Here is a 16628-nt window from a genome sequence, read left to right on the forward strand (position 1 = left end):
GCGGCCCGGCCGGCCAGACTGCTTCTCGTGTCGGCCGGCTATTGGTGCTGCAACTCCAGCGCCATTTCACAACGAATGTGGCGGCTGACAAACCGCCATTCGCCGGACGCGCCCTTGCGCAGTTCGTCGATAACATCATTCACGCGCAAGCGGGCCGGCGTATCATCGCCGGAGGTTTCGAATGTCAACTGGATAGCCGTGGTTCTCGCAGTGTCGGCGGTCGGCATCTCCACACGCAGATTCGACCACATGTGGCGGGTTTTGCGATCGGACACGGCAAAGCGTTTGCTGCAGTCGGCAGCAATGTTGTCGCTGCCCGCCGACTCGCGGCCGCCCACGGACAACACGCCGCCCGGCACAAACAGGTTCGCCAGCGCTTCGGCGTCGCACCGGTCGGCAAACCAGGCGAAATCGCTGAAAAGCCGCTCGATGGATTGCAGTTCGTTCTGGGTGACAGGGTCGCTCATTGTTCGTCCACACCAACATTAACAAAGTCACAAGGTGACTTGTAGAGTATAGTACTGCCAGACGCAGGTCCAGCAAAAAAGGAAAGCACCCATGCAAACACCAACTGAACCCTCCTGGCAGCCAACACGTCGACTTGCCCGCGGCAATGCCGCCGAACAGATTCTCGAAGACTTGCGAAGCCGGATTCTCGACGGCGAACTCACCCGCGGCACGAAGCTGCCAACCGAAAAGCAGCTCGCGGAAGGTTATGGCGTGAGCGGCCCGACGATCCGGGAAGCCATTCGCGGCTTGACGACGGCGCAGCTGGTCGAAGTACGGCATGGCAGCGGCGCGTATGTGACGGCTGACGCCGACCAGCTCATCGGCGTATCGCTTCTTTCGATGATGCAACTCGAACGCGTCGGCATTGCGGAAGTGTTGGGCGTGATGGGTGCGCTGAACGGCTATGCCGCGGAACTCGCCGCCAGGCGAGCCACCGAGGAGGACCTTCAGGCGATGCGCGAGGCACTCCGTCAGATCAACGAAGGAACAGATTCCGAAGCGGTGGCGGAAGGTCTGCGACTGTTTATCGATACGCTCGCCAAAGCGTCGGGCAATGTACTGCTTGCCGTGCTTTGCAGATTTCTCGCCAGTGTTCAGATCGGCTTCGCAAGAGAACTCACTGGCGACTCATACGAGACCTGGCGAAAGATCACGAAACGCATGGCCAAACATCGTCAACATCTGGTCGACGCCATTGCGAGCCACGACACCGCTGCTGCACGCGAGGCTGCGCGCTCGCATATCGAACAATCCGCCAAGGTGATTTCGTCGCTGCCGGACGCAGGCGAGAAGATGCTGTCCGAACCCGCTCTGGCGAGACTTCTGGGGTCGATGTTGCAAAGGGACTAGCTCAGACACGGCTCAATGTACGCGCGACCGTGTCGCAAAACCATTGCTGGGCGGCCGAGTCTTCCATGTGCGGATACCAGTACAGATTGACCTCGAAGGTAGGCGTCGGAAACGGTAGTGGCAAGACGCGCATCCTGCCGTCGCTTGCGAACGCGCGCGCGATGCGGGTCGGCAGCGTCAGCAGCAGATCGGTCGACTCGATCACCGCCACCAGGCTCGTGAAGTGCGGCACGCGCAGCGTAATCCGCCGCGTCAGCCCCATCTCCGACAGTACGTCCTCGACGAGGTGGTGACCGGTAAACGGCGCAACGACCACGTGATTGGCCGACACGTAGTCGTCTAGCGGCAGCGCGTCGCAGATCGACGGGTGCGACGCGCTGAGCAGGCATGAATAGCTTTCGGTGAACAGCGCCCTTTTGCGCGTCTGCCCCCCGACGGACCGCAGGTTTCCGACTGCCGCATCGACGCTGCCGGTTTGCAGCCATCCGGCGATGCGCTCGCTGTCGAGTTGAACGATCTCCAATCCGACCGACGGCGCACTCGCCTGCAATTCGCGAACGAGCGAAGGCAAGAACTGCAGCTCGCCCAGGTCCGATAACGCGAGACGGAAACTGCGGCTCGATTGCCGCGGGTCGAACTGCCGTGTCGCCACGATAGCCGCATGTATGTCGTCGAGCGCGCGCTTGAACGCATCGAACAGTTGCGTCGCGTTGAATGTCGGCACCATGCCACCACGCGTACGCGTAAACAGCGGATCTTGCAGCAGGTCGCGCAACCGGTTCAGCGAGTAACTCACGGACGGCTGCGTAATGTTCAGCCGCTTCGCCGCGGCGCTCACGCTACGCGTCTCGTAGATGGCCACGAAGGTTCGGATCAGGTTCAGGTCGGTCGTCATGCCGGCATCAAAATATAGACAACATCTATTTTTACAACAAAAAAATGGTGATTGGATTTATTTTTCACCGACTCCTAGGATGAGCACGTTGACTAGGAGATTTGCAATGATGACTGTTCACCAGGCATGCCACGACATTCTTCGCGAGCAAGGCTTGACCACCCTCTTCGGCAATCCAGGTTCGAACGAACTGCCGTTCCTGAAGAATTTTCCGGCCGATTTCCGGTACATCCTCGGCCTTCATGAGGGCACTGTTGTCGGCATGGCCGACGGTTTCGCGCAGGCGACCGGCCGACCCACACTCGTGAATCTGCACTCCGCCGCCGGCACCGGGAACGCGATGGGCGCACTCGCGAACGCGTGGAACTCACATACGCCGCTCGTCGTCACGGCCGGGCAGCAGGTGCGTTCGATGATCGGCGTCGAAGCGTTGCTGACCAATACCGACGCGACCAATCTCCCGCGCCCGCTCGTCAAGTGGAGCAGCGAGCCCGCCAGCGCACATGAGGTTCCGCTTGCGCTCAGCCGCGCGATTCACACGGCGGCGACGCCCGCAGCCGGGCCCGTCTATCTGTCCGTACCGTACGACGACTGGCAGCAGGAAGCCGGACGCGGCGTCGAGCATCTCGCCCGTCGCCGCGTCGAACTGGCCGGACTGCCGTCCGCTCAAACGCTGGCGTCGCTCGCGCACGCGCTCCAGCAGGCCGAAAACCCGGTGCTCGTCGTCGGGCCCGACGTCGATGCCGCCAATGCGAACAGCTTTGGCGTTGCGCTCGCCGAGAAGCTTGCGATGCCGGTGTGGATGGCGCCGTCGGCGCCGCGCTGCGCGTTTCCAACGACCCATCCGTGCTTCCGCGGACTGCTCCCCGCGAGCATCGCCGGCATCAGCAGGTTACTCGACGGCCATGACCTGATTCTGGTTGTCGGCGCGCCCGTGTTCCGCTATCACCAGTACGAGCCCGGCGACTATCTGCCCAAGGGCGCCCGGCTGATTTCGATCACGTGCGACATCAACGAAGCGACGCGCGCGCCGATGGGCGATGCCATCATCGCCGACATCGCCGCCACGCTGCAGGCATTGAGCGAAGCCGTGGCGCCGAGCGCGCGGCCGATGCCCAACACACTATCGCGTCCCGATTCCGCGCCGGAATTGCCCGGCCCGCTCGCGCCCGAGCGTGTGTTCGATATCCTCGACGCCATCGCGCCGCGCGACGCGATCTACGTGAACGAATCGACGTCGACGACGAACCTCCTGTGGCAGCGGCTGCGCATGACCGAGCCCGGCAGCTATTACTTCGCCGCCGCCGGCGGACTCGGGTTTGCACTGCCCGCGGCCGTTGGCATCCAGCTCGCGAAGCCAGAACGGCGGGTCATCGGCGTGATCGGCGACGGGTCGGCGAATTACGGCATCCAGGCGCTCTGGAGCGCCGCGCAGTACGAAATTCCCGCGATCTTCATCATCATGAAGAACGGCACATACGGCGCATTGCGCTGGTTCGCTGGCGTCCTGCAGGTCGAAGACGTCCCGGGCCTCGACGTGCCGGGTCTCGACTTTTGCGCACTCGCGCGTGGCTATGGCGTCGATGCGCTGCATGCGAATTCAGGCGCGTCGTTGAAGGCGGCGCTCGAGCAGGCACTTGGCAGCAACAAGCCGTTCCTCATCGAAGTCGAGACGCGCGCTTGAGCGCATGCGCAAGGAGACAGAGATGAAGCACCCCGTCAATGTCGCGGAGTTCCGCGCACTTGCACGAAAGCGTCTTCCGCGAATCGTCTTCGACTATCTGGATGGCGGCGCGGAGGACGAAATCGGTCTGCACCACAACCGCCGCGTTTTCGACGATGTGAAGTTTCAACCTCGCCGTCTCGTCGACGTCAGCCGGCGCGATATCCGGATGTCTCTGTTCGGCAAACCGCTGTCGGCGCCACTCGTCATCGCGCCAACCGGCCTCAACGGCATCCTGTGGCCGGACGGCGACCTGGCGCTCGCGCGCGCGGCCGGAAAGTTCGGCATTCCGTTCACGCTGTCTACCGCATCGACCACGTCGATCGAAGCCGTCGGCAGGGCCGCGACCGGCGAGATCTGGTTCCAGCTCTACGTCCTCCACCGCAAGCTTGCGGAATCGCTGGTGAAGCGCGCGCTGAGCGCCGGCTACACGACGCTGATTCTGACCACCGACGTCGGCGTCAATGGCAAACGTGAGCGCGACCTGCGCAACGGCTTCGGAATGCCGATGCGGTACAGCCCGCGCACACTGCTAGACGGCCTACTGCACCCTCGCTGGTCGCTCGACCTCGTGCGGCACGGGATGCCACAGCTCGAGAACTTCGTGAGCATCGATGCTAAGGATACCGAGCTTCAGGCCGCGCTGATGAGCAGGCAGATGGACGCAAGCTTTTCGTGGGAAGGATTGCAATGGCTGCGCAATCTTTGGCCGCACCGGCTGCTCGTAAAAGGCATCAGCCGTGCCGACGACGCGGAGCGCTGCATCGCGCTGGGCGCGGACGGCGTCATCCTGTCGAACCACGGCGGCCGCCAGCTCGATAGCGCGGTCGCGCCGTTCGAAGCGCTCGGTGCGACCGCGTCGCGGATCGCGGCGCCCGTGCTGATCGACAGCGGCATTCGCCGCGGCGCCGACGTCGTGAAGGCGATCGCGATGGGCGCGAAAGCGGTGCTGCTCGGCCGCGCGACGCTGTATGGCCTCGCCGCCAACGGCGAGCGCGGCGTCGAAGCCGTGCTGTCGATGCTTAAGAGTGAGATCGACACCACGCTCGCGCAGATCGGGTGTCCCGACATCGGCCAACTGTCACCGGACTTTCTCTGGCCGCACAGGCCGAACGCAGATGGCGAAGCGCCTGCGCCGTCGCCGCTCACTCAACTTTTCGAGGCACCATGACTGACATCCGCATCACCGGCCTGCGCGCGCGGGCCGTCAACGTTCCACTGCAATATCCGGTCAAGACCGCAGTCGGCACGGTGGCCACGTCGCCGCTCGTGCTGATCGACTTGCAGACGAATGCGAACGTCACCGGCACATCCTACCTATTCACCTACACGCCGCTCGCGCTCAAGCCAGTTCGGCAGATGGTCGAGGAGCTCGCGGCGGTCGTCAAAGACATGCCGCTCGCGCCATACGCGATCGACCAGCTGATGCAGTCCCGATTCCGTCTGATCGGCTATACCGGCATCATCCGCATGGCGACCGCGGGCATCGACATGGCCGTATGGGACGCCCAGGCCAAATTGCACGGGCTGCCGCTCGTCGAGCTGCTTGGCGGCACGGCACGGCCGCTTGCCGCGTACGACAGCCACAGCATGGACGGCGTCGAGCTCGCCCTGAAGCGGGCGAGCGACGCAGTCGCGTCCGGCTTCAAGGCGATCAAGACAAAGATCGGCTATCAAACGCTTGAGCACGACCTCAATGTCGTCCGGTCCATACGCGAGGTAGTCGGCGACGCGGTTCAGATCATGGTCGACTACAACCAGGGCCTGACGGTGCCCGACGCGGTGCGGCGCGGAAAGGCGCTCGAACAGGAAGGCATCGCGTGGATCGAGGAGCCGACGCTGCAGCACGACTACGTGGGACATTCGACCATACGCGAAGCATTGCAGATTCCCGTTCAGCTAGGCGAAAACTGGTTCGGTCCCGAGGAAATGAACAAGGCGATCGCGGCACGCGCCTGCGATCTGTGCATGCCCGACTTGATGAAGATCGGCGGCGTGAGCGGATGGCTGCGGGCAAGCGCTCTGGCCGAGCAACATGGCCTGCCGATGTCCAGTCACATCTTTCAGGAATTCAGCGCGCATCTGCTGGCGGTCAGCCCGACGTGCCACTTGCTCGAACGCATGGATCTCGCCGGCCCGATCGTCGAGCCAGTTCTGCACTTCAAGGACGGCGATGCGCATTTCGGAGACGCGCCCGGCGCGGGCATCATCTGGCGGGAGAAAGAGGTCAACCGTTTCCTGGTTTGACGGTCGCCCGCGTGGACCAACGCGGGCGAATCAAGCCGATCCGTATCGCAAATCAGCAGGTTCAACGTGATCCGCAATAAACATTTTTGAAGTGAACATAAGAACAATGTCGAAAAAACCACGCGGGTTGCTGAAGTCTGCCGATATCGACGCAATGGCGCCCCAACGTTCTGTCCATTCGTTAAATGAGAGGGCCATTCGCTTCAAAAATTCGCTTGGAGACATCACGGGGATCACGCAATTCGGCTTTCATTTGGTAACGCTCATGCCCGGGCACGAGTCGACCGAATATCATCGGCATCTCTATGAAGAAGAATGTATCTACATCCTTTCAGGGATCGGCGAAGCAACCATTGACGACGAGGTGTATGAAGTCGCATCGGGGGATTTCATGGGGTTCGCCCGCGAAGGCGCCGCCCACACTCTGACGAACACTGGCGACAACCCTCTGGTCTTTATCGTCGCCGGTCAGAGATTGGAGCAAGACGTTTGTGATTACCCCCGCAAAGGCAAGAGGCTATACGTGTCCGGTCGCAACAAGGTTCTAATAGACCTTGGCATCGATCGCACAGAATAAACATCCCGAAAAATTGAACGACGTTCGGCACAGGTCCTGCTATCGAAATCGGGCAACAATCTGCGGCCTTCGGCAAAGCCGAGTGGCCGCTCCCGGCAAGTCCGAACGGCTGCAAGGGGTAGCACTGCCGCTCGGCGACAGTCAAAGCTACCGTTCGCCCGGGCCGGTCGACCATGGTCAGCTGACGAACCCATACCAGCCGCTGACACCTTGAGGGATCAACGACCGCTGTGGCCGACGACGCGCCACTCACTTCTGGACGGTAACAGTCGGTCGATGAGCAACGTCCGCGCGGCGTCACTTTCCTGACAAGATCGCATGACGCTACTTCGGCCAAATTGTGGCGCCGGTCCCGAAATCTGCTTGCTGGAGCGCCTTTTCGAAGCCGAGCATCGGGCACCGGCTGGCCGTCCGACAAGTCACATTACTCTTAACTATCCACACGACGTCTGACAGGCACGCGTTACTGCAAGAAAATGCTCAACTTCCACTTTATCAGCCGATTTTATCACCCAACAATCTATTAAAAATCAATAACCTACGTAATTTCGCGAGCGATTTCATGTTTCGATTTAACGCTGCGAAAAATATCTATATTTCGCTTTAACTACCGACTTCGTTTGTTTCGACCACGCCCCACTCGCCGTTCAACTTCTAATTTAATTTTCATCAGCTTTTGCTTTATTCGACACCTATGACAAATAAAGCATAAGTTGACGCATAAAATCAGCTATCGCTTTATTCCTGGAAAAGTCATCTATCGCTTAACTTTGTGAACAAGGTCATCTATCGCTTTGCCGCCGGTTACAGACGCAACGACTTCAAACGGGCGTTCTTTCCTTTACCCAGAGAAACAGTCGCTCCTCTGCCCCCCTCTATATAACATGGTCTTGCCGTGCTCGAACAGATTGCTCCGATTGAACACGAGCCCGTCGTGTTCAAATCGCGCTTTGAGCGCACGCAGATTGCGCCCAATCCTTAGAAGCCGCAGCCGTCTGCGCCGTCGAACCAGGCAAAGGCGCCTTTCACGCAGCTCAAACACCAATTCCGGAAACAACTGGGTCAACCTTCTCACATTCACGCCCAGCTTCCCGGCAAGAGCCGTAGACGTTATGTCCGGTGTCTCAGCGAGTGTTGCAGGCAGGAGTTTCTCGATTTCAGCCTTGCTCTTTGTGGCTCGCCGCCGGCGCTATCTTCGAGAACGATTGCCTCGATCGTCATACTAGCAGCCTGCAGTTGGCCGCGCAGAATACTGACAGGTTGAGCGCGGACGTGTGAACTTATTGCGATCAGAACCTGGAGACTCAGCGGACTACTGCCCCTTAGCACACAATTTAAGTGTCCTTCAGGTAGTCCCAATGCCCGATCTGCCTCAGCGCCATTGCTCCACGCCGTTTTGATCACCGTGTGCAAACCGTGGAGCATTACCTCACGGGTGAACCGCTCGCCACCGGACAGCCTTGATGGGCTATTGCATGGGCGGCGCACTGACACCGCTTGCCCTGTGCCACCATCCTATGCTGCCTGCGGGTGTCATCTAGTTTCCCGCCGCTCGAGTACGTTGACGCAACGGAAATTCACGCACCGGTTATCGGCCACTGGGCGATTCAGGACGCCTTCTTTCCCATCGAGACGGCGAATGAACTGGAAGCGAAGTCGCGCTGCGCCGGCGTAGATGTGCACGTCTATCGATACCTCGCGCATCACGGATTCTGCAATGAAACGGCCGTCGGACATGAGCGCATATCCCGTACGCAATTCGACCCCGTCTGGGCGGAGAAGGCATGGGACCGAACCTTTACCTTCCTCGGCAAGAATATGTGGGAGTGAAGGCAGGCATAGAAGAGTGCGGGTAAGCGCAGTACTTCCTAAAAATCGAAGTCCGGAGATCTCAGCGCAACATAGTTTAAATGCGATCAGCCACACAAACAGCACCTTCAGGTCCTCATCTAGGTGTTGAACAAGATGTCACGCACGATCTATTGAAGGATAACTAAATTAATTGTAAATATGCTCCACCAGTCAAACATCTGCGACGCGTTCCTAGGTCCAGAAGACCTTCGTGGGAGTCGCCCGCTTCTGCTGAGGTCAACTTCTGCGGCGACCAAGTGAAGGTGCGAGCACTGTGAAAGTTAAAGTTACCTACAGCAGATGATACAGTTGGAGGACTTTCGTGAACGCATAGTGGATAAACGCGGAGCGTTCAAATCGAACGCGCAGGAGCCCGATGTTATGCAGCCAGGCGATTGCGCGCTCAACGACTTATGAAGTTTTCCCGATGTCACTGCTGCCGTGCGGCTCACCCTGACAGGCAATCTAGATTGCGACATCCGCGGCACGCAGCGGTCGATCGCGGTTGTCGTGGTCGTAGTCATGGTCGACCTGCACGATTGCCAGCGTTGTCAGCGATTCCCCACGTTTGCGACGAATCGTCGGTACGGAGTAGGACAGCGGTTGCGTAACGACATAACGGTCGGCTCCGGTCGGGATTACGGCGAACGGCATGCGTTTTGCACCTTTGACGAGATAATGTTTTGAATCCGGTTGAGCACGACCGGCGGGACTGGGTCCTCTTTCTGGCCCGATCCCACAGCACAGATGGAGGAGAAGTCAACGACGACGCATAGCCAGTCGACGCGGGCCGCAGGACGTAGCTCTGAGCCTGAGCGCTTCCTGCAACCGATCTCCGACTCTGGCTTCTTGCAAGTCGCGCACTCAACGCCTGCAGCCCACACCTGAGACACAACCGATCTACTTCGGGCACTGTCTTCCAGGGGATGCAAGACTGCAGCGCGAACGGCACGCCGATCAGCAATGCGCGATCGTCTAACCGTTTGCATATAGGGTAGCGGGGCGACGAGGTTTGGTCGGTGGCACTGACAGGTGGACCAGTGGCCGCGCTTCGTCATCGAGTATCGGTTTAGCCATGTCCTCTTCGTCAACGAAACAGTGAAGAGGTTAGCAGAGTGCGATGTGGACAACCCCTTCCGCTCTATTCGTTAGCGTTTCTCATTTGAGAGGCATGCCGACATGGAACAGCTCAACCCGTGGAGCCAAGTAGTCTCGCTTTTGTCGCGTCTCTCCAGTGACGACTTTATCGCCGGCGGCGGTTCCTGGCGTGCAGGCAGCAGACGCGGCGTACGCGCAGTCCAGCAGACATGGAAGCCGAGCACGCCTCAAAAGACCATGTCGGATGCGACCTACAGCAGCAAGATTACGTCGATCGAACTGCAAAATAATGCGAGCGTACTGATATCGTGGTGCGATCCCACGATGTGTCATTACGTCGACCAGGTTTGGAGCCGGGCAGCGGCCCGCAACTGCGGCTACTGTGCATTGACTGGCCAGCGCATCTATAGAGGGGACGCGGTCTTTAAGCCGAGTTCGCGAGGTCGACTTCGTCCAGTCAATTGCGACGAGATGATCCTCGCCGCTGCACTTGCGCAAGCAGACTGACTGCCGCCAAGAAGGTTACTGAGACAGCGGTTAAGCGTCCTGCGGTCAAGAAGGCACCGGCCGATAATAAGTCCGTTCCGACCGACGTCGCTTTGGCGATCACGGATGGGACTCCGCTAGCCGGCGATCACCTTTGGTTGCCAGCGATGTGTTAGCTATGCCGCGATGTCACAGGCCCTGTGCGTCGGCAGTCGCGTGAGAAGGTCCTTCAAGTAGGCGTGCGGTTCATGCCCATGGAGTTGCGCTGACCGTAACAGGCTCACAATGGCTGCGGCGCGTTGGCCTGCTCGCAGCGGGCCGGCCAACAGCCAGTTGGCTCTGCCGATGGCCCACGGACGTATCTGGTTCTCGACGTTGTTGTCTACGGGCACGTGCCCATCTTCGAGATAGCGCGTGAGCGCCTTCCACCGTTTTAAGGTTGTAGACCAGTGCTGTCGCAATCGCCGAACCTTCCGAAACCAGCTTGCGCTGCGCCACGATCCATCCGTCAAGTGCATCGCACACCGGCTCGGCCCGGCTCTGGCGAAGTCTGTGGCGCTCTTCAGGATTTTGGTCCAATGCTCTAGCGCCTTACGGTGGACGCTAGAGCCGTGACCTTTCGGCCGTGCCCTTCTCGCTCCGGGCCAATTCTTAGCCCATGTGCAAACCACCGTTCAGCGAAAAATCTGCACCTGTAGCGAAGCCCGCTTCGTCACTCGCAAGCCACGAGACAATCGAGGCAATCTCTGACGCCTCGCCTAGCCGACGCACAGGAATGCTCTGGACGATTGCATCCAATACTTCGGGACGTACGGCACGAACCATATCGGTTCCGACGTACCCGGGTGAAACCGTATTCACCGTGATGCCCTTTGTCGCCACTTCCTGAGCAAGCGACATCGTGAAGCCGTGAATACCCGCCTTGGCAGTCGAGTAGTTGGTTTGACCGAACTGCCCTTTCTGTCCGTTCACGGACGAGATGTTGATGATTCGGCCCCACTCCTTGCCGACCATCCCCTCGATGACCTGTTTGGTCACGTTGAACAGGCTCGTCAAATTCGTATCAATGACAGCGTTCCAGTTCTCCCGCGACATCTTGCGAAAGACGCCGTCCCGCGTAATACCGGCATTGTTCACCAGCACGTCAATCTCACCCACTTCCTTCTTCACCTTCGCGAAAGCGGCCTCCGTCGACTCCCAGTCCCCGACATTGCCCTCCGAGGCGGTAAAGGAAAAGCCAAGCTCGGCCTGCTCAGCCAACCACCTATCCCGTCGCGGCGAGTTGGGCCCGCATCCGGCCACGACCGCGAACCCATCCTTATAGAGACGCTGACATATCAGCGTTCCAATTCCACCCATACCGCCAGTCACATACGCAATTCGCTTTTCCATCTTCTGCTCTCAATTTCCGTAACGGTTAGTGAACCAAATTCTTGCCAGTGAAGGTACAAAATATTTTCACCGTGGCGGGTCCCACTCGCGAATGTCGAGCCATCTCTGTTGGCTGATTGGTCGGAGTCGTCGTCTCGCACCATTCTTTAATGGTGAGAACGATTCGTTGTGTGAAAAAAAACGTCGCGCTGTTCCCCTAGTTGCAGATATCATTCCCTCGGTATAGCCAACGCAATTCCACAAGTAGTCCTCTTCGTCGCATTCGTCTATTAGGTGCCAACCAACGGAGGACAACAGATCGGAGGGATCGTTACTGGTCAGACGCGATGGCTGCTCAAAGCGACACCTTCCTTGGCGCGCGGGTCGATTTGCATTCACGCAGCTTCCGTCATTTGACGCGCGCTAACTTTCCGTGAGTAAGTTCACCGTGACCGTGGGGAACGGGCGCAAGTCGATACATCTCCGGGCGGTACGCCATTAGCCCTCCTCCTATGTGACCGACAACGCCTTGAAAATGCCATAAGTAGCTTGACGCCCCCCCAAGGTTTCGTCTGATAACTGTTCACGTTTAACCGCCCTCATATGAATACCCGTTCTTTGCGGAGCCCGCTTCGCAGATGGTCGTCGAATCGCCCATAGGCGCGTCGTCGCGGCCGCGATGCCGACCGCGATGCGAGCCTCAAGAAGTATCTGGAGTCACTGAGGGTGCCGACTCCTTAGGCCGCAATTCTCAAGAAGGCGGTCTGGGCGACCTGGGATTGGCCCGTGCAAAGCCAGTGAATGTCAAGATTGAAAACGGCGGCAAGACGCGTACAAGCGTTTAGCGGCGGAACGGTGATTCCGCGTCGCCAATACTGCACTTCGTTTTTACGCATGCCTAACCACTTCGCCGCCTGGTCTGAACTGACGCCGGTGCGCTTAAATGCTCTATCTAGGCGTGCGGCAAGGGCCCGTTTGAGTCGGTTGTCCCCGACGCTACATTCGAGGTGATCGATATGCTCGGTATGTCGGCTCATCTTGATTGATGTCTCTCAGACTATATTTCTATGCAATTCAGCACAGTCTCATTCGTGGCGTCGGATGAAGCTACGCGTCCAACATGACCGGCTCGTGACGCCAGGTCCAACACTCTCATCAACCTATGCGATAACACATAGCGTGTACTCTGGTCATGTCACTATTCCTCCGTCAGCGCATTGGTGTCAAACGAAAAATAATTCGTAGGGAATCGCTGCACGACGATAATCCCCTACTTCCGTTCTCGCAGTCGGCAACTGTGGCGAAAGCGCAGGCGAATTGAAGTCGTCAGAGGCCGCCCGGGTGAATGGGAGAGTCCACTCGAATGTCCCTGAATGGTCTCTCCCAAAAGGCGTCGATAACGTTTCATGCACTGGCTGACCTCGTTTGAAATTGCGATGGCGGCACAGGATGGTTCATCGCAGGATCTGCATCAACGTCCGAGCAACTCGCAACGCGTCCTGCGGCCTTCCAGCAACTAATTTAGCTGATGTTTTCCGGCTGGCGGACTCACGTTGGCGCACCAACGGCAGCGTCATTGGGCATCAAGTTCAATCGCGGCGAAACGGCTTTGGCAGCCTAGCTACTGTTTTTGTGGGCGCCGCACAAATCCGAATAAAACGGTTCGGACGGATACCCGGACTCGAACCATTTCAGTAGGGTTTTTACCTACATAACCCCTGTAGCTCAACGCTAGAAAGGCGTTCAACGTCGCAAGCGCACGCGACGCATCGCTAGCATCAGACAAACGATTGACATCCCCATACGCATCCTTAGCATGGATTATGCTGCGTCGCACCAACTCATACCGTGGCCATTGCGCGGGATTCTCGTGGGCTGTCGCTCGGAGTTTCGTCACCTCACCCCCAAGGAGTTATCAATGAGCAGTCTTGTGCCTGAACAACTGATAGCCGCTCAGAAAACTGGTCTCGAAACGACGGTTGGTCTCCTGAGCAAAGCCCTCGATGGCACCGAAAAGCTCGCCGATCTGAATGTGCAAGCGGTCAAATCGACTCTTGTCGAAAGTCAGGAAATCCTGGCCAAGGCGTTTTCGGCCAAAGAGCCGCAGGAGTTGTTGGCGCTGCAGGCAAACCTGGGGCAAGCGGCCGCAAAGAAAGTGCAGTCGTACTGCCGCCATGTCTACGAAGTCGTGTCCAGCGTCCAGACCGAATTCGCGACAACCGCTGAAGCTCAGTTCAAGCAGCAACAGCACGACGCGCAAGCGTTCATCGATAGCCTCGCGAAGAACGGACCGGCAGGAAGCGAAGCCGCCGTGGCGGCATGGAAGGCAATAGTCAAGACGACCAGCGAGACGGCCAACACCACGTATGAAGCTGCGAAAAAAGCTACGAAGCAGGCGGTGCAGATTGCCGAGAGCAATGTCAGCGCTGCGTCTTCAGCCTCGATCAGGCGGACCCGTCAGGCCGTTGTAGCCGTCGACGCCGTGGAGAAGTAGAAAGTATCAGCGTTTTGGGCGTTTGCCACCGGCGTCAAACTTTTGAAGCAAGCCGCTGCTTCTCCAGGCTCCCCGCTCGCTTTTTCAGCGAGCGGACTTTCAGAGTGCACCGGCGTCCAGTACTCACGGGACGCCGTCAGGGCACTGCGTCCCGCGTTAGAAATTCACCGGCTAAGTCGCACGGGTCGCCACCGTTACTTCTTTGGATTGTAACCAGTATCAATCTCGCAAAATAATCACACTCCTGATGACTGAAAATGCGTCGTGACGAATACAACACGGCACGGCCGAACCAACGGGAACGAGCGATGAACACTGCAGAAAAATCCTTGCGTTCGCTGGTTGAAAAATGGCTGACACCAACTTCGGCGACGCCGATTCGGATAACCCGATTCGGTCGCACAGGCCTCAGACGGAGCCGATATGTATGTGTCGAGGCACGGCAACCGGAAGGCCCGGTTGCGCTTTTTTTCTTCCGGCACGATGACGGCACCTGGCGTGTGTTCCCCCCCGAGTGAAACTCAGAGCTAACAATATGTGCTTATGCCGGCGCCGTACGAAAGGATCTAAGAGTACGCTGCCAGTAGCGACCGACCAGAGATCGTGCCAGAGAAGCTCGTTCGAGCGCGATTGTTGCATGTGCGGCACTCGATTCGAGGCAGGCGAACGCTGCTGGAACGGATTCCCGACCACATGCCGTTTCGGTAGTTCGTCCGACCGGCGATGGACGACGTAGCGTGGGACCAGCCGACCTTAAGCAGGAGTCGCGACCAATCGCTTGAGCTCGATGTGCTGGGTCCTCTGTTCAACGGGAAGGTGGAACAGGCACGCCAGTGCAAGCATTCGAATGGCGAGCACTTCGGTTTCGATCGGACCTTGCTTCTGACGTGGGCGCGGCATAAAAGTTCGCATCAAAGGTCCGCCACGGAAAAGACGTCAGGATGGCAAACTACTCTCTGTACTCGCCTAACGGAACACCGGCCCTTTTGCGGAGACCAAAAATGCTATTGGATTACTGTTCCTTCGCGTGACTGAGATTGCTCGCGCCGATGTTGGATGATGTTCTCGGGTCCGCGGAATAGACAGTCCTGAACAGGCTGGGCACCTGCAGGCACTCGGCGCACTCTGCCTGCGCCTGGCGGAGGAATATAGAAACGCGCACCGTGCGTAAGCCGGAGCACAGCGCAATGCAAACGGGAGGCCCTCCCCTTATGTAGGGCTCTGTCACACTAAGTCGTTCAGGTAAGATTTTGGTCTCCGGAAATTTCCAAAACCAACGATGGCCAGGACGAAGATGCTGGTCTCGGGAGCAGCTTTGAGGTTGCCGTAGCGTCATCAAAACAGCTTCTCGCCGGTTAGCCCGGAGCGGGCGGCACGTTCGAGAGGCGTTGCTCTGCCTTACGCGGGCAATTCGCAGCAAGTGGGCTGAATAATTTATTGACCGAAATAGATCGGCTTCATGCCGTCACAGGACGAAGTCGAGCAACTGACGCCAGATGCAGACGAGCCCGTGGCCGTTCCGCCGACACCGCTGGTGTCAGCGACGCGAACTTCTGCCGCCGCGGTCTTTCCGTTCTGTTCGGCTACGCGCGCTTCGGCAGCCTGAATTTGAGCCGGATAGGTTGAGTCATTGCTGGCGCCCGGGTTATATCCGGCCTTTTCGAGCTGGACCAGTTCGGCGCGCACCTCAGCGCGGGTTTTCGGCGCATTCGACTGAGCAAAGGACGTGATAGGAGCGACAAGCGCTACCGTGATAGCAACTGCTTGAATAAGGGTCTTCATGATGATTTACCTCGACGTTTCGGTTTGCTGCTACGAACAACCCTGCTCGTAACCAGTGACTACAGTCTAGGTAAGTTAATGCTTAAAATTAAGATGCCTGTGGGGGAAGCAATTTTCTATTTTTTAGGGTAAAGCCCATCAAATGAGGGGCGATGGCGGGCCGATTCGATGTGCGCGCGTAACGATTATCGCCGGAGTCTTGAGCGGAGGCGCGCTGGCGAGTTTCGGCCTCTAGGGTAACGGGGGTTGAACTTTAGGGTAGCAACCAGTTGAAATACGCGCTAGTCAGGGTGGTCACTTGTCTTATTTACGCAGTTGATGCAGTCGCGACCATTGACGCGAATCTTATAAAGAGAAGTCCGTCACGCGACACGCTTCGAAAGAACATGCGGAAAGCGCACGCCCGCTTTTCGCAACCGGGGACTAACAGTTAAAAGTCTTGGCGCTATGCGAGGCTGACACCTTCTCGCGTGTTGGTGTCCGGCCCACAGCGGCCTGCGTGCTGACTACGCTGCTCTTCGCCTGCGTCCTTGGTCTGCACCACCGCCAAAACTTCAACACGCATGTGACTTGCTCCGCAAGTATTCAGGCCCGTGGTAGCAGCTTTGCATCGGTGCGGGGGTACCTGGTCGAAAAAAGGCCCGTCCATGTGAACGGGCCAAAGTCGTAGCTTGCGCCCGCGCTGTAAGCACGGTTCAGCGTGAAGTCCGTGTTGTTCGAGAACGCGTAGAGGCCGCCGAACTTC

At 58.5% G+C, this 16628-nt stretch carries 12 protein-coding genes and 2 pseudogenes; 8 read left to right on the forward strand and 6 right to left on the reverse strand.

Annotated elements, in window-relative coordinates:
* Positions 1–38 precede the first annotated feature (38 nt).
* A complete protein-coding gene (locus P3T22_RS18110) occupies positions 39–467 on the reverse strand; it encodes a nuclear transport factor 2 family protein (RefSeq protein WP_429325692.1) in 429 nt (142 codons plus the stop codon).
* A 91-nt stretch (positions 468–558) separates the two neighbouring features.
* On the opposite strand from P3T22_RS18110, the gene P3T22_RS18115 reads away from it, so the two are divergent.
* Complete coding sequence (locus P3T22_RS18115) at positions 559–1359, forward strand: FadR/GntR family transcriptional regulator (RefSeq protein WP_429325693.1); 801 nt, start codon at positions 559–561, stop codon at positions 1357–1359.
* Position 1360: 1 nt separating this feature from the next.
* On the opposite strand, the gene P3T22_RS18120 is transcribed toward P3T22_RS18115, so the two are convergent.
* Entirely contained in the window at positions 1361–2254 is an 894-nt protein-coding gene (locus P3T22_RS18120) for a LysR family transcriptional regulator (protein ID WP_429325694.1), read from the reverse strand.
* Positions 2255–2360: 106 nt separating this feature from the next.
* Between P3T22_RS18120 and mdlC the strand changes: the two genes are divergently transcribed.
* The 5 genes from mdlC (at position 2361) to P3T22_RS18145 (ending at position 8631) form a co-directional block, all read left to right on the forward strand.
* Complete coding sequence (gene mdlC / locus P3T22_RS18125) at positions 2361–3938, forward strand: benzoylformate decarboxylase (protein ID WP_429325695.1); 1578 nt, start codon at positions 2361–2363, stop codon at positions 3936–3938.
* A gap of 22 nt (positions 3939–3960) precedes the next feature.
* Positions 3961–5148, forward strand: coding sequence for an alpha-hydroxy-acid oxidizing protein (locus P3T22_RS18130; RefSeq protein WP_429325696.1), 1188 nt, complete (start codon positions 3961–3963; stop codon positions 5146–5148).
* Entirely contained in the window at positions 5145–6224 is a 1080-nt protein-coding gene (locus P3T22_RS18135; RefSeq protein WP_429325697.1) for an enolase C-terminal domain-like protein, read from the forward strand. The genes P3T22_RS18130 and P3T22_RS18135 overlap by 4 nt, the downstream gene beginning before the upstream one ends.
* A gap of 106 nt (positions 6225–6330) precedes the next feature.
* The gene (locus P3T22_RS18140) at positions 6331–6801 is read left to right on the forward strand and encodes a cupin domain-containing protein (protein WP_429325698.1); all 471 of its coding nucleotides are present in this window, start codon (positions 6331–6333) and stop codon (positions 6799–6801) included.
* 1530 nt (positions 6802–8331) lie between these two features.
* Complete coding sequence (locus P3T22_RS18145; RefSeq protein ID WP_429325699.1) at positions 8332–8631, forward strand: dienelactone hydrolase family protein; 300 nt, start codon at positions 8332–8334, stop codon at positions 8629–8631.
* Between the two features lie 308 nt (positions 8632–8939).
* Here the strand turns inward: P3T22_RS18145 and P3T22_RS18150 are convergent.
* Positions 8940–9729, reverse strand: a pseudogene (locus P3T22_RS18150) (IS5/IS1182 family transposase).
* A 102-nt stretch (positions 9730–9831) separates the two neighbouring features.
* Here P3T22_RS18150 and P3T22_RS18155 point away from each other — a divergent pair.
* Positions 9832–10257: a DUF3331 domain-containing protein gene (locus tag P3T22_RS18155; RefSeq protein WP_429325700.1), complete on the forward strand. Its 426-nt coding sequence runs from the start codon at positions 9832–9834 to the stop codon at positions 10255–10257.
* 155 nt (positions 10258–10412) lie between these two features.
* Here P3T22_RS18155 and P3T22_RS18160 read toward each other — a convergent pair.
* Together P3T22_RS18160 and P3T22_RS18165 are read right to left on the reverse strand one after the other, a co-directional pair.
* Positions 10413–10803: pseudogene (locus P3T22_RS18160) on the reverse strand (IS66 family transposase); the annotation flags it as partial.
* Positions 10804–10887: 84 nt separating this feature from the next.
* Positions 10888–11628: a 3-ketoacyl-ACP reductase gene (locus tag P3T22_RS18165; RefSeq protein ID WP_429325701.1), complete on the reverse strand. Its 741-nt coding sequence runs from the start codon at positions 11626–11628 to the stop codon at positions 10888–10890.
* Positions 11629–13525: 1897 nt separating this feature from the next.
* On the opposite strand from P3T22_RS18165, the gene phaP reads away from it, so the two are divergent.
* The gene (phaP, locus tag P3T22_RS18170; protein ID WP_429325702.1) at positions 13526–14101 is read left to right on the forward strand and encodes a TIGR01841 family phasin; all 576 of its coding nucleotides are present in this window, start codon (positions 13526–13528) and stop codon (positions 14099–14101) included.
* Positions 14102–15535: 1434 nt separating this feature from the next.
* On the opposite strand, the gene P3T22_RS18175 is transcribed toward phaP, so the two are convergent.
* Complete coding sequence (locus tag P3T22_RS18175) at positions 15536–15883, reverse strand: DUF4148 domain-containing protein (protein WP_429325703.1); 348 nt, start codon at positions 15881–15883, stop codon at positions 15536–15538.
* Positions 15884–16628: the final 745 nt, after the last annotated feature.

It is taken from the genome of Paraburkholderia sp. GAS348, assembly GCF_050434205.1.
GTDB lineage: Bacteria > Pseudomonadota > Gammaproteobacteria > Burkholderiales > Burkholderiaceae > Paraburkholderia.

What these genes read in the sequence shown, in the direction of transcription:
- P3T22_RS18110 (WP_429325692.1), bottom strand. Translation starts at nt 467, where the DNA reads ATGAGCGACCCTGTCACCCAGAACGAACTGCAATCCATCGAGCGGCTT.
- P3T22_RS18115 (WP_429325693.1), top strand. Translation starts at nt 559, where the DNA reads ATGCAAACACCAACTGAACCCTCCTGGCAGCCAACACGTCGACTTGCC.
- mdlC (WP_429325695.1), top strand. Translation starts at nt 2,361, where the DNA reads ATGATGACTGTTCACCAGGCATGCCACGACATTCTTCGCGAGCAAGGC.
- phaP (WP_429325702.1), top strand. Translation starts at nt 13,526, where the DNA reads ATGAGCAGTCTTGTGCCTGAACAACTGATAGCCGCTCAGAAAACTGGT.
- P3T22_RS18130 (WP_429325696.1), top strand. Translation starts at nt 3,961, where the DNA reads ATGAAGCACCCCGTCAATGTCGCGGAGTTCCGCGCACTTGCACGAAAG.
- P3T22_RS18140 (WP_429325698.1), top strand. Translation starts at nt 6,331, where the DNA reads ATGTCGAAAAAACCACGCGGGTTGCTGAAGTCTGCCGATATCGACGCA.
- P3T22_RS18120 (WP_429325694.1), bottom strand. Translation starts at nt 2,254, where the DNA reads ATGACGACCGACCTGAACCTGATCCGAACCTTCGTGGCCATCTACGAG.
- P3T22_RS18165 (WP_429325701.1), bottom strand. Translation starts at nt 11,628, where the DNA reads ATGGAAAAGCGAATTGCGTATGTGACTGGCGGTATGGGTGGAATTGGA.
- P3T22_RS18155 (WP_429325700.1), top strand. Translation starts at nt 9,832, where the DNA reads ATGGAACAGCTCAACCCGTGGAGCCAAGTAGTCTCGCTTTTGTCGCGT.
- P3T22_RS18135 (WP_429325697.1), top strand. Translation starts at nt 5,145, where the DNA reads ATGACTGACATCCGCATCACCGGCCTGCGCGCGCGGGCCGTCAACGTT.
- P3T22_RS18175 (WP_429325703.1), bottom strand. Translation starts at nt 15,883, where the DNA reads ATGAAGACCCTTATTCAAGCAGTTGCTATCACGGTAGCGCTTGTCGCT.